This is a genomic window from Bradyrhizobium sp. NBAIM08 (assembly GCF_020193935.1).
GTDB classification, from domain to species: domain Bacteria; phylum Pseudomonadota; class Alphaproteobacteria; order Rhizobiales; family Xanthobacteraceae; genus Bradyrhizobium; species Bradyrhizobium yuanmingense.
The window spans coordinates 1,010,355-1,024,400 of the sequence record NZ_JADYVR010000001.1 but is presented as its reverse complement, the minus strand read 5'-3'; the positions used below and the strand labels follow the sequence as shown (position 1 = coordinate 1,024,400).

Sequence of the window (14,046 nt, the reverse complement as noted above, 5' to 3'; positions counted from 1 at the left end):
GTAGCGAATGGCGAGTAACACCGACCCCATTCGCCATTCGCCATTCGCCACTCGCCCCCTCCAGAACCGAGTCACGCCCACCGGCGACATCATCGCCACCCCACACCGCGGCCTGTTCACCGGCAATCGCGGCATCATCCACGATCCCGCGACGAAGACGCTGTTGAAGAAGCGCTGGTCGACGCCGGCCTGGATCACATGCCTGTGCGAATTCCGCGGCTGGCGGCGGCCGGTGATGGCGCGGCGGAGCTGGACCGAGCTGTTCTTTCTCGACGAAGCCACCGCCTTTGCTGCCGGACATCGCCCATGCTTCTTCTGCCGGCGTGACGATGCCCACCGGTTTCGCGCGGCATGGGAGAGGGGAAACGGCGCAAGCAAGGTGAGCGCAAAGTCGATGGACGCAAAGCTGCACCTGGAGCGTCTGGATCGCGGCCGTAAGCGCCTGCACCCACTGCGAGGGCCGCTCGCAGACTTACCCGATGGCGTGATGGTGCAGCAGGGCGAGCAGAGCTATCTTGTGACGAAAGGCCGGCCGCTGCTTTGGTCGCCAGCCGGCTATGCCCGTACCGAGCACGAACTATCGAGTGCGATGCTGCTGACGCCTCCATCCACATTACGGGCGTTCAGCGCCGGATATCGACCGGCGTTGCATCCGACCGCTCCGGACTAGCCGAGCGACCTGCGGATCACCGCCATCATCCCAGCCTCTCGCGCGCCAGCGCCGCGCCGGCGCCGAGCGCCATCAGCTTGGCTTCGGCGATCTCGCGCCGCATCGGCGCCATGCCGCAATTGGTGGTGGCGATGATGTTGCTCTTCGGCACGAATTGCGACACCGCCTCGATCACCTTCACGACGTCCTCGGCCGTCTCCACCGTATCGCTGGCGACGTCGATGACACCGGCCTGCACAATCTTGTTCTTGAGCAGCGCGAGCAGGTCGAGCGGCACCTTGGAATTGCGGCACTCGATTGCGACCTGCTGGATCGGGCTTGCGTCGATGGCCGGAAAGATCTGCTCGTATTGCCGCCATTGGCTGCCGAGCGTCTCCTTCCAGTCCGTATTGGCCTTGATGCCGTAGCCGTAGCAGATGTGCACGGCGGTGGCGCAGGCGAGGCCCTGTGCGGCGCGCTCCAGCGCCTTGATGCCCCAATCGTTGACCTCGTCCATGTAGACGTTGAAGGCGGGCTCGTCGAATTGCACGAGATCGACGCCGTCGGCCTGCAAGGCCCTGGCTTCCTCGTTCAAGAGCTCGGCGAAGGCAAAGGCCATCTTGACCCGGTCGCCATAGTAGCGGTCGGCAATGGTGTCGATGATGGTCATCGGGCCGGGCAGGGTGAATTTCAGCTGCTTCCTGGTGTGCGTGCGCGCGACGCGCGCCTCGAAGGCATGGACGCGGTCCTTCAGCCGCAGCGGCGCGACCACCTGCGGCACCATCGCCTTGTAGCGGTCTTTCCGGATGCCCATCTCGACCTTGTGGGCGAAATCGATGCCCTCGATCTTCTCCAGGAAACCGTGCACGAAGTGCTGCCGGGCCTGCTCGCCTTCGGTGACGATGTCGATGCCGGCGTCCTCCTGGAGCTTCAGCCAGATCAGCGTCGCATCGCGCTTGGCGCGGAGCAACTCGTCGCCTTCGGACTTCCAGGGCGCCCAGAGCATGTTCGGCTCGGCGAGCCATTCCGGCTTCGGCAAGGAGCCGGCGATCGTGGTTGGAAACAGCATGGCGGCCCTCCCGGCAGATTGTTGCGCCCCTTCCTGCCATGTCCTAACGTCGAGGTACAGAACAACAAAAGTCGTCATTGGCTGGCGGCAGCGATAGGGACGGCGCAAGGGAAGGCCCATGATCGACCTCTATTACGCGCCGACGCCGAACGGCTGGAAAATCTCGATCATGCTGGAGGAGCTCGGGCTTCCCTATCGGGTGATCCCCGTGAATATCCGCGCCGGCGAGCAGTTCAATCCTGAGTTCCTGGCGATCTCTCCGAACAACCGCATTCCCGCGATCGTCGACCACGAGCCCGCTGATGGCGGCGCGCCGTTCTCGGCGTTCGAGACCGGCGCGATCCTGATCTATCTCGCGGAGAAGACCGGCCGCTTCCTGCCCGCCGATTGGCGCGGCCGCTCCACCACGATCCAGTGGGTGATGTGGCAGATGGCGGGCCTCGGGCCGATGCTCGGCCAGCACGGCCATTTCGCGCTCTATGCGGCCGAGAAGATCCCTTACGCAATCGAGCGCTATCGCGACGAGGCGGCGCGGCTCTACGGCGTGCTCGATCGCCAATTGGCCAGGACCGGCGCCTATGTCGCCGGCGACTATTCCATCGCCGACATCGCCTGCTTCCCCTGGACCATGACGCACAAGGCGCAAGGCTTTACGCTCGACGACTATCCCAATGTGAAACGCTGGTATGCCGAGGTCCGGGCAAGGCCGCAGGTGCAGGCGGGGCTTGCGATCGGAAAATTCGTGAAAGAGCCGTTCGACGAGGAATCACGCAAGATCATGTTCGGCCAGAGAGCTAAGGAAGTGTTGGGAAGGAAGTAGTGCCACATCCGTCATTCCGGGGCGCGACGAAGTCGCGAGCCCGGAATCCATCGGGCAGCGTAACGAGAGGCGAAATGGATTCCGGGTTCGCGCCCAAAGGGGCGCGCCCCGGAATGACAACAATAAGGAAACCCCCATGATCGAATTCTTCTTCGACTGTTCCAGCCCCTGGACCTATCTCGCCTTCCACAACATCCAACCGCTCGCCAAGGAGTTCGGAGCCGACATCACCTGGCGGCCGATCCTGGTCGGCGGCATCTTCAATTCGGTCAATCCGAGCGTCTACGCGCAGCGCGAGAAGCCGGTGCCGCTTAAGGCGCGCTACATGAAGAAGGACCTCGCCGACTGGGCACGTTCCGCGGGTCTTGCCATCAAGATGCCACCGACGGTGTTCCCGGTGAACAGCGTCAAGGTGATGCGCGGCTGCCTCTGGCTCGGTCAGGACATGGTGCCGTTCGCGACATCAGTGTTCGAGGCCTATTGGGGCGAGGACAAGGACATCTCGCAGGACGCGGTGCTCGCGGAGATCTGCAGGAAGGTCGGCATCGACGAGCAAAAGTTCTTCGCCGGCATTGCCGAGCAGGGCATCAAGGACCAGCTCAAGGCCAATACCGAGGAGGTCATCGCACGCGGCGGCTTCGGCTCGCCGACGATCTTCGTGAACAAGACCGACATGTATTTCGGCAATGACCGCCTGCCGCTGATCCGCGAAGCGCTTCAGCGCAGCAAGGCGAGCGCGGCCTGATGGTGCGCGCCGTCGTCTGCCGCGAGCTCGGCGCGCCCGAGCGTTTGCTGTTGGAGGAGTTTCCGCCCCGCGCGCTGAGGCCGGGCGAGGTACGCGTCGCCATCCGCGCCGCCGGGCTGAACTTCCCCGACGTGCTGATGGCCGCCGGCGAATACCAGCTCAAGCCGGAGCTGCCGTTCACGCCGGGCATGGAAGCGGCCGGCGACGTCATCGAGGTGGCATCGGAGGCAAGCGGCGTTGCCGTCGGCGACAAGGTCATCGTGAAGATGCGCTTTGGTGCCTTCACCAATGAAGCGGTGGTCACGTCGTCGCAGCTCACTCCCATGCCGTCCACCTTCGACTATGCGGAGGCTGCCACTTATCTCGCCGGCCACGGCACGGCCTATCACGCGCTGATCGATCGCGGCCGGGTCGCGCCGGGCGAGGTGCTGCTGGTCCACGGTGCCGGCGGCGGCGTCGGCCTTGCCGCCGTCGAGATCGGCAAGATGCTGGGTGCGACCGTGATCGCGACCGCCTCCAGCGACGAGAAGCTCGGAATCGCGAAATCGCGCGGCGCCGATCATCTCATCCGCTACGACCGCGAGCCGTTCCGCGATGCCGTCAAGCGCATCACCGACGGCCGCGGCGCCGACGTCGTGTTCGACCCCGTCGGTGGCGAGGTCTTTGAAGACTCGATGCGCTGCATCGCCTGGGGCGCGCGGCTCCTGGTGATCGGCTTCACCGGCGGCATCGGCTCGGCCAAGACCAATCTGTTGCTGATCAAGGGCGCCAGCGTGCTCGGCGTACGCGCCGGCGAAGCGGTGCGGAAGAATCCTGCGCTCGGCGAGGTCCGCCTGAAGGCGCTTTTGCAATGGGCGGAGGAGGGCAAGCTGCGCCCCAACGTCTCGCACCGCCTGCCGCTGGAAGACTACGCGAAGGCGATGCGGCTGCTGATCGACCGCAAGGCGATCGGACGCGTCGCGCTACTGATGTGACGTCCGCGCGACGGTGTCGCGGCCGCCCGGCGCATAGCCGAGGCAGGTCCGCACGATCTGGCCGCAGACGGCGTCACGCGCATTTCCGATGTCGGTATTCCCGGCATATTGCACCTCGGTGACCTTGCCGCGAGCAAAGCGCAACTGCACGCGACAATAGCCCGAAGGCGCCTGGCCTCCGATATTCAGGCCGGGCGGAAGCGTGAGCGTGGGCGGCGCGATGCCGCCGGGAGGGCTCGCCGCGTGCTCGTACATCCAGATCTCGCCCGAACCGTCCTTGGCGGTTCCGGCCGGCAGGCCGGCGCACATGCGGATCGCCGACTGGTCGAGATCGATCAAGCTGGCTCGTCCGCGCTGCGCCCACTCGGCGTCCTGCTCGGCACAGCCGGCAAGGACGAGTGGCGCGAGAGCCGCCATTCGCAGGCAAAGTTGCATCGGCATCGCTTCCCTGTGCGATGCGAACGATAGCGCAAGGTGGTTTTGCGATGCAGCAGGCCTGTCGACCGACTGTCCATGCGCACTTGGCATGGATCAAACAGCCGAGTTGCGCGTTACGGCGCGCTACGCGCTCGTCACTTGTACTCGCGCTCCGTCCACCACGGGAAGTAATCCGGCATGTCGGTGGACACCTTGTTCTTGAAGTGCGCGGGACGCTTCTCCAGGAACGACACCACGCCTTCCTTGACGTCGTCCGAGCGGCCGCGGGCGTAGATGCCGCGGCTGTCGACCTTGTGGGCTTCCATGGGATCGTCGGCGCCCATCATGCGCCACATCATCTGGCGGATCAGCGCGACCGACACCGGCGCGGTCTTTGCCGCAAACTCCTTGGCGAGCGCTCGGGCGGTCGGCAGCAGATCATCGGGGGCCACGACCTTGCTGACGAGGCGGCCCGCAAGCGCTTCCTGCGCCGGGAAGACACGGCCCGAATAGCACCATTCCAGCGCCTGCGAGATGCCGACGATGCGCGGCAGGAACCAGCTCGAGGCCGCCTCGGGCACGATGCCGCGCTGGGAGAACACGAAGCCGAACCGCGCAGCCTCCGAGGCGATGCGGATATCCATTGCAAGCTGCATGGTGACGCCGATGCCGACGGCCGGGCCGTTCACCGCCGCGATCACGGGCTTGAGGCATTTGAAGATGCGCAACGTCACTTGGCCGCCGCCGTCACGCACCTGCGGGTCGCTATAGTCGACCTTGCCGTCGGCAAAACGCTTGACCGGCCCGCGCCGCGCGTCGCGATCGAACGTGTCGGCACCGGAGGAGAGATCGGCGCCCGCGCAAAAGCCGCGGCCGGCGCCGGTGACGATGATGGCGCGGACGTTATCATCCTTGTCGGCGGTGTCGAACGCGTCGATCAGTTCGGCTTGCATCTGCGCGTTGAAGGCGTTGAGCTTGTCGGGCCGGTTCAGCGTGATGGTGAGGATCTGATCGGCGACCTCGTACTTGATCGTCTCATACGCCATGGTGGTTTCCTTCCCTGTTTCTTTGTCGCTCTCTCTAGCACGTCATTCCGGGGCGCGCGAAGCGCGGGCCCGGAATCCATTTGTCCACATCAGTAATGCGGATGAGTGGATTCCGGGCTTGCGCCAAGAGGGCGCAACCCGGAATGACGAGCGAGCGTTTGTTACGCCGGCGGCTTCGGCCAGGGCCGCTGCGGGCCGCGCAGGCCTTCAAACGCCTTGGCCATGCCGAGCACGCCGATGTCGTCGAAGCGGCGGCCGACGATCTGCACGCCGATGGGAAAACCCTTGGCGTCGAAGCCGCCGTTGAGGGAGATCGCCGGGTTCTCCGACATATTCCACGGCACGGTATAGGCGATGTGCTCGAACGGCTTCATGGGATCGTTGGTCGGCGACGCCCATTCCGCCGGAAAGTTCACGTTCGGCGCGGTCGGCGAGATCACATAGTCCAGCTCGCAAAAGAGCTTCGCCGCAGCCGCGCGGATCGCCATGGTCTGGTTGAAGCCGCGGATGACGTCGACGCCCGAGAGCTTGGCCCCGGACTCGCCCCACTTGAAGATATAGGGCAGCACCTTGGCCTGCTCGGCCGGCGTCAGCTTGGACAGATCGTCCCACATCCGCGCGCGCCAGAAATTGTCGAGACCGTCGAGCATCTCGCGCGTGAGGATGCCGTCGACCTCGGTGACGACGCTGCCTGCGGACTCGAATGCCTTCGCGGCCTTCACTGCGACCTCGCGCACCGGCTTCTCCAGCGCCAGGCCGCAGCCGGGATCGAGCATCAACCCGATGCGTAGTTTTCGCGGAGATTTCTCCAGCCCCTTCCAGTTCAGCAGCTCGGCCGGCAGGCTCATGCCGTCGCGGCGGTCGGGCTTTGCGATCGCGCTCATCATCAGCGCGCAATCGTCGACCGTGCGGGTCATCGGGCCGGCGACACGGCCGACATAGGTCGGGTCGATCGGCACGCGGCCAAAACTCGGCTTCAGGCCGACGAGGCCGCACCAGCCGGCGGGCAGGCGAACCGAGCCGCCGATATCGGTGCCGAGATGCAAGGGCCCGTAGCCGGCCGCGGCGGCGGCGCCTGCGCCGGCGCTGGAGCCGCCCGGGTTCTTGCTGAGATCCCACGGGTTGCGCGCGAGCGCATGGAACGAGGAGAGCCCGGAGGACAGCATGCCGTAATCGGGCATGGTGGTCTTGGCGAAGATGACGCTGCCGGCCTCACGCAGCCGCGCAGCGGGCGGCGCGTCCTTCTCGGCCGGCACGAGCTTGACGCTGGCTGCCCCCAGCGGCACCGGCACGCCCTTGGTCGCGATGTTGTCCTTCACCGTCACGGGCACGCCGTCGAGCGGCCCGGAGGGCTCGCCGCCGGTCCAGCGCGCGGTCGAGGCCTTTGCGGCCTCGCGCGCGCCATCGGGGTCGAACGCATAGAGCGCCTTCAGATGCGGTTCCCACGCCGCGACATGCGCGAGCACGTCCTCCAGCACCTCGCTCGGCGAGAACTGCTTGGCACGATAACCCGCGATCAGGTCAACCGCGGACAGATCGTGCAGCGATGTGACCGCTTCCTCGACGCTCTTTTTATGCATTGCCACCCACCGGCATGCGCGTCTCGACGATTCGGGCGAACATGCTGGCACCGATCGGCAGGATATTGTCGTCGAGCACGAAGCCGGGATTGTGCACGGGCACCGAGCCGTCATGGCCGACCCAGAAGTAAGCTCCGGGGATCGTCTCCAGCATGTCGGCGAAATCCTCGCTGCCCATCTTCGGCTGGATGCGGGTGATCACGTTGGCGGGATCGACGATGGTGCGCGCAACCTCCTCGACCACCTTGGACTGCTCGACCTGGTTGACCAGAACGCCGAACGTGTCGCGGATGTCGGCTTCGATCGTGCACTGATAGGCGGCGGCGATGCCGGCGCAGATGGTGCGGATGCGCTCGGCGATCAGGGCGCGGACCTCGTTGGAGAAGGTGCGGATGGTGCCGCACAGATGCGCATCGCCCGGAATGACGTTGTAGGCGGAGCCGGCATGGATCTGGGTGATCGAGATCACCGCGGCCTGCAGCGGGTCGACGTTGCGGCTGACGATGGTCTGGATCGCCTGCGCCAGTGTGGTCGCAATGACAACCGCGTCCTTGGAGCGCTCGGGCATCGCGCCATGCGCGCCGTAGCCGGTGATGCGCAGGTCGAAGAAGTCGGCACTGGCCATGGCCGGGCCCGGCAGGATCGCGATCTCGCCATGGTTGAGGTCGGGCGCGTTGTGCAGGCCGTAGAGCTCGTCGCAGGGAAATTTCTCGAACAACCCGTCCTTGATCATGGCGCGGGCGCCGCCGAGGCCTTCCTCGGCCGGCTGGAAGATCAGGTGCACGGTGCCGTCGAAGTTCCGGGTCTCGGCGAGATAGCGCGCGGTGCCGAGCAGCATGGTGGTGTGGCCGTCATGGCCGCAGCCGTGGAAGCGGCCGGGGATCTTCGAGCTCCACTTCAGATTGGTGTTCTCTTCCATCGGCAGCGCGTCCATGTCGGCGCGAAGCCCGATGCGCTTGCTGCCCGTACCCTTGCCCTTGATGACGCCGATCACGCCGGTGCCGCCGAGGCCGCGATGCACCTCGATGCCCCAGCTCTTCAGCTTGTCGGCGACGATGCCGGAGGTGCGCACTTCCTCGAAGCCGATCTCGGGATGGGCGTGGAGGTCGCGCCTGATTGCGGTGAGCTCGTCGGCGTAGCCGTCGATGCGATCGATCGTGGGCATGTGGTCCTGTCCGGTTAGCGTGAGGGAGGCGTGAATACGGGGCCGTTCGGCTTGATGCGGATGCCCGGGCGCAGGCGCGTCCAGGGTAGCGAAGCGGTGTCGGCCGGCATCGCACCGGGCGCGGCACAGATCATCAGCTTCTCGGCGATCGGCTCGAAATCGGCGCGGAAATGCACCGAGCTCTTGTTGACCAGGATCTTCTGTTCGGTCGGCTCGATGCCGACATAGCGGTACATCGCCTGGTCGGCGAGCTGGGCCTTGTGCGAGGAGACGACGACGCGGACATCGCCGATCCGCAAGGCTGCGGACGGGCCCATCTCCATCTCGCGGCCGCCGTAATAGGGACCGGGCGCGATGAAGCGGCCGTCGGAGAGCTGCTCGACCACGAAGGTCTCGCGATAGGGCTCGTCGCCGGGGATGCCGGACTTGCCGCCGAGCGACAGCGTCACGGTGGCGCCGATGCCGGCTGCGTGCGCGGCCTTGGCCGATTCCGGATCGTAGATCGCGCCGGTTGCGGCACTCGCCTTGTTGCGCACCAGCGCACGGAGCATGCCCGTCGTATCGGAATCGCCGCCGGCGCCCGGATTGTCCTGGGTGTCGGCGATGATGATCGGCTTGCGCGCGCTCTTGGCAAGTTCCATGGCGTGGCGCACGCCGTCGTCGGGCGTCCAGATCTTGCCGTCGAAATCGTTCTCGTGACTTTCGATCAGCTTCAAAAGCGCGTCCGCCGCACGATCGGCGTCGTCTTGCGTCCTGCCGTAGGCGAACACGCTGGGGCCGCAGTCGCGGAAATCGGCGGCGGGAAAGCCGGGCGCGAAAGAGAGGGTGGGAACGGCATCGCTCTCCAGCGCGGCGAGTCTTTCGTAGATGCCTTTGGTGGGCTGGTCGTTGGTGCATTGCCAGCTGATCGGGATCAGGAATGGCAATTGCCGGAAGGCCTTTGCGAAGCGCTGCTTCGTCTGCAGCAGCAGCGCGAGATGGCGCGCGCAGGCGCGGCCGGTCTCGGCCATGTCGACATGCGGATAGGTGCGGTAGGCGATCAGCGCGTCGGCATGCTCCATCATCTCGGGCGTGACGTTGGCGTGGAGATCGAGGCTGGTGACCAGCGGAACATCCTTACCGATGACGCGGCGCACGCGCGCCAAGATCTCGCCTTCGCCGTCGTCGAGATGCTCGGTCACCATCGCGCCGTGCAGGTCGAGATAGACGGCGTCGATCGGGCCGGCGGCGGCGATGCCGTCGACCATGACCTTCACGATGCGCTCGAATGCGTCTTCGGTGACATGCGCCGACGGGCTCGCCCCGCAGGCGATGGTCGGAACGAGTTCCCAGCCGTTCGCCTCGGCGCTGTCGACGAAACCGGCGAGCCCGACATTGATGCGGCGCATCACCTTCAACACGTCGGCACCTTCAGTCATCGCCGGCCAGCCGCCGCCATGCTGGAAGTCGGCGAATGTCGCCTTGGTCGGAGCGAAGGTGTTGGTCTCGTGCAGGAAGCCGCCGACGGCGATGCGTGTCATTCAGTTCAGTCCCGATTGAAAGTGCGCGACGTTAGCCTTGGCTCTGAGGAGAGGGCAAGGTGAGAGGCCATCGTGCCACGCATAGGGTCAGATCGATTTGGGAATGCTGCTCCGCCGTCATTCCGGGTCGCGCGTAGCGCGAGCCCGGAATCCATCGTGCGACAGAGTTCGCAGCCTGATGGATTCCGGGCTCATCGCTTCGCGATGCCCCGGAATGACGGCGGAGAGAGTTAAGCCGTGGCCCCCACGCCTTCCGCCACCGGCCTGAAGTTCGCAAAATCCCAACCCCGCCCGGGCGCCGCATCCAGCAGCGCCTTGGTGTAGGCCTCCTTAGGATGCGTCAGCACTTCGGCGGCCGGTCCCTGTTCGACGACGCGGCCGTGCTGCATCACCACGACCTCGTCGCAGATCTGGGCTGCGACGCGGAGGTCGTGGGTGATGAACAGGATGGCGATGCCGAGCCGCTTCTGGATCTCGTCGAGCAGCTCCAGCACCTGCGCCTGCACCGAGACGTCGAGCGCGGAGACCGCTTCATCCGCGACCAGCACGTCCGGATCGAGCGCGAGTGCCCGGGCGATCGCGATGCGCTGGCGCTGGCCGCCGGAGAATTGGTGCGGATAGCGCGACACCGCATCCGGCGGCAGGCCGACCAGCTCGAGCAACTCGCGCGCCCGCTTCATCGCGTCGGCGTGCGCCACGCCGTAATTGACCGGGCCTTCGGCGATGCTCTCGCCGACGGTGACGCGCGGATTGAGCGAACGATAGGGATCCTGGAATACGATCTGGATCTTCTGCCGATGCGGCTGCAACAGGCGGCGCGAGATGTCGGCGATCTCGCGGCCGGCGAGGCGCACGCCGCCGGAGGTCGGATCGATCAGGCGCACGATGCAGCGCGCAACCGTCGACTTGCCCGAGCCGCTTTCGCCGACGATGCCGAGCGTGCGGCCCTTGCGCAGGGTCAAGGTGACCTTGTCGGCAGCGACGACCTCGCGGCCTTTGCCGAAAAAGGCGCGCTCCTTGTAGACCTTGCTGAGCTCGTTGGCCTCCAGCACCACGGGCTCGCGGGTTTCCTCGCGCGGCGGGCGCGGCACCAGGCTCGGCACCGAGGAGAGCAGGTTGCGGGTGTATTCCATGGTCGGATTGCGCAGCACGGTCTCGAGCGGACCGGTCTCGACCAGCCGGCCCTGCCGCATCACCGCGACGCGGTCGGCGATCTCGGCGACCACGCCCATGTCGTGCGTGATGAACAGCACGGCGGTGCCGTGATCGCGCTGGAGCTCGCGGATCAGCGACAGGATCTGCTTCTGCGTGGTGACGTCGAGCGCGGTGGTCGGCTCGTCGGCAATGAGCAGCTTCGGCTCCAGCACCAGCGCCATCGCGATCATGATGCGCTGGCGCTGGCCGCCGGAGAGACGGTGCGGGTAGGAGGCGAAGATGCGCTCGACCTGGGGCAGGTGGACCTGCTCCATCATGTCGAGAATGCGCTTCCTGCGCGCTTTGGCATCGAGTTTGGTGTGGGCGCGGAGCACCTCGTCGATCTGGCGGCCGACCGGCACCACCGGATTGAGCGCGGTCATCGGCTCCTGGAAGATCATCGCCATCTTGGTCGCGCGCAGCTGGCGCAGGCGGCGGTCGGTGGCGGTGAGCAGTTCCTCGCCGACCAGCTTCACGCTGCCGCCGGTTGGCACCAGCGTGCCCTTCGGCAACAGGCCCATGGTGGTGAGCGAGGTCACCGACTTGCCCGAGCCGCTCTCGCCGACGAGGCACAGCGTCTCGCGCTCGCGCACCTGGATCGAGATGCCGTCGATGATGTTGGCGCCTTTCGGCTGCTTGCCGATGGAGACGACGAGGTTGTTGATGTCGAGGATGGTGTCGGTCACGTCAATTCTCTCCGTCATTCCGGGGCGCGACAAAGTCGCGAGCCCGGAATCCATCGGGCCGCAGCACGCGTGGTGAAATGGATTCCGGGCTCGCGCTACGCGCGCCCCGGAATGACAACGCTACTTGTTTCACTTCCCCTCCCGCTGCTTCATGCGCGGATCGAGGGCGTCGCGGGCGGCGTCGCCGATCAGGTTGATGCTGAGGATGGCGATGGAGAGCAGCAGGCCCGGCCAGAAGATCAGCGACGGCTTGATCTGGAAGTACTGGCGGCCCTCGGCCATGATGTTGCCCCAGGTCGGCGTCTCCGGCGAGATGCCGGCGCCGAGGAAGGAGAGGATCGCCTCGGTCAGGATGGCGCTGGCGCAGATATAGGTGCCCTGGACGATCAGCGGCGCGATCGTGTTCGGCATCAGGTGGCGCCACATGATCTTCGGCAGGCTCGAGCCGACCGAGATCGCGGCCTCGACGTAAGGCTCCTCGCGCGCCGACAGCACGACCGAGCGGACCAGGCGTGCAACGCGCGGAATCTCGGGGATCGTGATCGCGATCAGCACGGTCCAGAGGCTGGCGCCGGACAGCGACACCACGGCGATCGCGAGCAGGATGCTCGGCATTGCCATCAGGCCGTCCATGACGCGCATCATCACGGAATCGACCAGCTTGAAGAAGCCGGAGACGAGGCCGATCGCCAGCCCGATGGCGATCGACAGGATCGCCGCACCGATGCCGATCAGAAGCGAGATGCGGCCGCCATAGATCACGCGCGACAACACGTCGCGGCCGTAGGCGTCGGTGCCGAGCAGGAACTGTGCGGAAGATGGCTTGAGCCGCTGCGACGGGGCGAGCTGGATCGGATCATGCGGCGCGATCAGCGGCGCGAGGATCGAGACCACCACGATCAAGGCGAGCAGGCACGTCGCGGTGGCGATGATCGGGGTCGAGGTGAGGAATCCGAATCGCGGCCGCAGCGGCGACGTGATCGGAATGGAGGACTGGGGAAGGGTATCGACCGACATTTTGTTCTTGTCCTTGCCTCAGTACCGGATCCGGGGATCGAGCAGGGTGTAGGCGACGTCGATGAGAAGATTGACGACGACGTAGATCAGCGAGGTCAGCAGGATCATCGCCTGGATCACCGGATAGTCGCGCGCCAGCACCGCGTCGACGGTGAGACGCCCGATGCCGGGGATGTTGAACACGCTCTCGGTGACGACGACGCCGGAGATCAAGAGCGCAAAGCCGGTGCCGATCACGGTGATCACGGGCACGGCGGCGTTGCGCAGAGCATGGCGCATCATCACCGCAACCTCGTTGATGCCCTTCGCGCGCGCCGTTCGCACGTAGTCTTCGCCGAGCACGTCGAGCATCGCCGCACGCGTCATGCGCGCGATCAGTGCGACGTAGATGAAGGACAGCGCGCAGGTCGGCAGGATCATGCGCTCGAAGAACGGACCGAAGCCGTTGAAGATGCTACGGAAGCCCTGCACCGGCACCCAGCGCAGCTCGATCGCGAAGACCTGGATGAGGACATAGCCGACCACGAACACCGGCACCGAGAAGCCGAGCACGGACAGACCCATCACGAAACGGTCGATCCAGGTGCCGTGCTTCCACGCCGCGATCACCCCCAAGGGAACTGCGACGACGACGGCGAGGATGATGGTGCACAACGCGATCGAGATCGAGGGCTCGACGCGCTGGCCGATCATCTTCATCACCGGCAAATTGGAGATCAGCGACGTCCCGAGGTCGCCGTGCAGCAGCTTGTTCACCCAGGTGACGAACTGCACGATCAGCGGCTCGTTGAGGCCGAGCGATTCGCGGATGCGCTCCAGCCGTTCCGGGGTCGCGTTGTCGCCGGCGAGGATCGCGGCGGGATCGCCGGGGGTGAGGCGGAGCAGGAGGAAAACGAACAGCGCGACCACGCCCATCACGGGCACGGCGGCGAGAATTCGGCGAAGGAGATATCCGAGCAAGTTGGATCCGTCAGTTTAGAGTCAAATTGGGCAGGGCTCTTCGGCCAGCCTGCCATCAGCCTAACATTTCAGCAATTCCCGTGCCACGAGGGCCACAGTTTTTGCGGTGCAGCCAATCTTCGTAGGGTGGGCAAAGCGGAGCGTGCCCACCTGCTTTCGGTCGGGAAAACGGTGGGCACGGCGCTTTGCGCCTTTTGCCCACCT

The 14,046-nt window shown here is 65.7% G+C and carries 13 protein-coding genes; 4 read left to right on the top strand and 9 right to left on the bottom strand.

Annotated elements, in window-relative coordinates; translation table 11 throughout:
* The first annotated feature begins 7 nt into the window (after positions 1-7).
* Positions 8-670, top strand: coding sequence for a hypothetical protein (locus tag I6F37_RS05025; protein WP_225150497.1), 663 nt, complete (start codon positions 8-10; stop codon positions 668-670).
* Positions 671-695: 25 nt separating this feature from the next.
* Here I6F37_RS05025 and I6F37_RS05020 read toward each other — a convergent pair whose 3' ends face one another.
* Positions 696-1,718, bottom strand: coding sequence for a methionine synthase (locus I6F37_RS05020; protein WP_109143281.1), 1,023 nt, complete (start codon positions 1,716-1,718; stop codon positions 696-698).
* 118 nt (positions 1,719-1,836) lie between these two features.
* Here I6F37_RS05020 and I6F37_RS05015 point away from each other — a divergent pair, with 118 nt between their 5' ends.
* The 3 genes from I6F37_RS05015 (at position 1,837) to I6F37_RS05005 (ending at position 4,257) form a co-directional block, all read left to right on the top strand.
* Positions 1,837-2,538, top strand: a complete 702-nt coding sequence (locus tag I6F37_RS05015; protein WP_225150496.1) for a glutathione S-transferase N-terminal domain-containing protein — start codon at positions 1,837-1,839, stop codon at positions 2,536-2,538.
* A 136-nt stretch (positions 2,539-2,674) separates the two neighbouring features.
* Positions 2,675-3,283: a 2-hydroxychromene-2-carboxylate isomerase gene (locus tag I6F37_RS05010; RefSeq protein WP_036046191.1), complete on the top strand. Its 609-nt coding sequence runs from the start codon at positions 2,675-2,677 to the stop codon at positions 3,281-3,283.
* Positions 3,283-4,257, top strand: coding sequence for an NADPH:quinone oxidoreductase family protein (locus I6F37_RS05005; RefSeq protein ID WP_225150495.1), 975 nt, complete (start codon positions 3,283-3,285; stop codon positions 4,255-4,257). Before I6F37_RS05010 ends, I6F37_RS05005 begins: the two co-directional genes overlap by 1 nt.
* Here the strand turns inward: I6F37_RS05005 and I6F37_RS05000 are convergent.
* The 8 genes from I6F37_RS05000 to I6F37_RS04965 all read right to left on the bottom strand — a co-directional run bounded on the left by I6F37_RS05000 (position 4,246) and on the right by I6F37_RS04965 (position 13,842).
* Positions 4,246-4,698, bottom strand: coding sequence for a hypothetical protein (locus I6F37_RS05000; protein WP_225150494.1), 453 nt, complete (start codon positions 4,696-4,698; stop codon positions 4,246-4,248). The two genes, I6F37_RS05005 and I6F37_RS05000, sit on opposite strands and share 12 nt — an antisense overlap.
* Before the next feature lie 131 nt (positions 4,699-4,829).
* Positions 4,830-5,720 (bottom strand): crotonase/enoyl-CoA hydratase family protein, encoded by an 891-nt coding sequence (locus tag I6F37_RS04995; protein ID WP_036045899.1) that lies wholly within the window; start codon positions 5,718-5,720, stop codon positions 4,830-4,832.
* A 161-nt stretch (positions 5,721-5,881) separates the two neighbouring features.
* Positions 5,882-7,300 carry an amidase gene (locus I6F37_RS04990; protein WP_225150493.1) on the bottom strand — a complete coding sequence of 473 codons (1,419 nt, stop codon included), beginning with the start codon at positions 7,298-7,300 and terminating at the stop codon, positions 5,882-5,884.
* On the bottom strand, positions 7,293-8,465 hold the full coding sequence (locus tag I6F37_RS04985) for a M20 aminoacylase family protein (RefSeq protein ID WP_225150492.1): 1,173 nt from the start codon (positions 8,463-8,465) through the stop codon (positions 7,293-7,295). The genes I6F37_RS04990 and I6F37_RS04985 overlap by 8 nt, the downstream gene beginning before the upstream one ends.
* A 14-nt stretch (positions 8,466-8,479) precedes the next feature.
* Positions 8,480-9,985: a M81 family metallopeptidase gene (locus I6F37_RS04980; protein WP_225150491.1), complete on the bottom strand. Its 1,506-nt coding sequence runs from the start codon at positions 9,983-9,985 to the stop codon at positions 8,480-8,482.
* A 230-nt stretch (positions 9,986-10,215) separates the two neighbouring features.
* Positions 10,216-11,865, bottom strand: a complete 1,650-nt coding sequence (locus tag I6F37_RS04975) for a dipeptide ABC transporter ATP-binding protein (RefSeq protein WP_225132675.1) — start codon at positions 11,863-11,865, stop codon at positions 10,216-10,218.
* A 129-nt stretch (positions 11,866-11,994) separates the two neighbouring features.
* Positions 11,995-12,882 (bottom strand): ABC transporter permease, encoded by an 888-nt coding sequence (locus I6F37_RS04970; RefSeq protein WP_036029754.1) that lies wholly within the window; start codon positions 12,880-12,882, stop codon positions 11,995-11,997.
* 18 nt (positions 12,883-12,900) lie between these two features.
* Positions 12,901-13,842: an ABC transporter permease gene (locus I6F37_RS04965; RefSeq protein ID WP_225114725.1), complete on the bottom strand. Its 942-nt coding sequence runs from the start codon at positions 13,840-13,842 to the stop codon at positions 12,901-12,903.
* Between the last annotated feature and the right edge of the window lie 204 nt (positions 13,843-14,046).

Bases quoted from the DNA above. Each gene is read 5' to 3' on its own strand.
- I6F37_RS05025 (WP_225150497.1), top strand. From the start codon at position 8: ATGGCGAGTAACACCGACCCCATTCGCCATTCGCCATTCGCCACTCGC.
- I6F37_RS05020 (WP_109143281.1), bottom strand. From the start codon at position 1,718: ATGCTGTTTCCAACCACGATCGCCGGCTCCTTGCCGAAGCCGGAATGG.
- I6F37_RS05015 (WP_225150496.1), top strand. From the start codon at position 1,837: ATGATCGACCTCTATTACGCGCCGACGCCGAACGGCTGGAAAATCTCG.
- I6F37_RS05010 (WP_036046191.1), top strand. From the start codon at position 2,675: ATGATCGAATTCTTCTTCGACTGTTCCAGCCCCTGGACCTATCTCGCC.
- I6F37_RS05005 (WP_225150495.1), top strand. From the start codon at position 3,283: ATGGTGCGCGCCGTCGTCTGCCGCGAGCTCGGCGCGCCCGAGCGTTTG.
- I6F37_RS05000 (WP_225150494.1), bottom strand. From the start codon at position 4,698: ATGCCGATGCAACTTTGCCTGCGAATGGCGGCTCTCGCGCCACTCGTC.
- I6F37_RS04995 (WP_036045899.1), bottom strand. From the start codon at position 5,720: ATGGCGTATGAGACGATCAAGTACGAGGTCGCCGATCAGATCCTCACC.
- I6F37_RS04990 (WP_225150493.1), bottom strand. From the start codon at position 7,300: ATGCATAAAAAGAGCGTCGAGGAAGCGGTCACATCGCTGCACGATCTG.
- I6F37_RS04985 (WP_225150492.1), bottom strand. From the start codon at position 8,465: ATGCCCACGATCGATCGCATCGACGGCTACGCCGACGAGCTCACCGCA.
- I6F37_RS04980 (WP_225150491.1), bottom strand. From the start codon at position 9,985: ATGACACGCATCGCCGTCGGCGGCTTCCTGCACGAGACCAACACCTTC.
- I6F37_RS04970 (WP_036029754.1), bottom strand. From the start codon at position 12,882: ATGTCGGTCGATACCCTTCCCCAGTCCTCCATTCCGATCACGTCGCCG.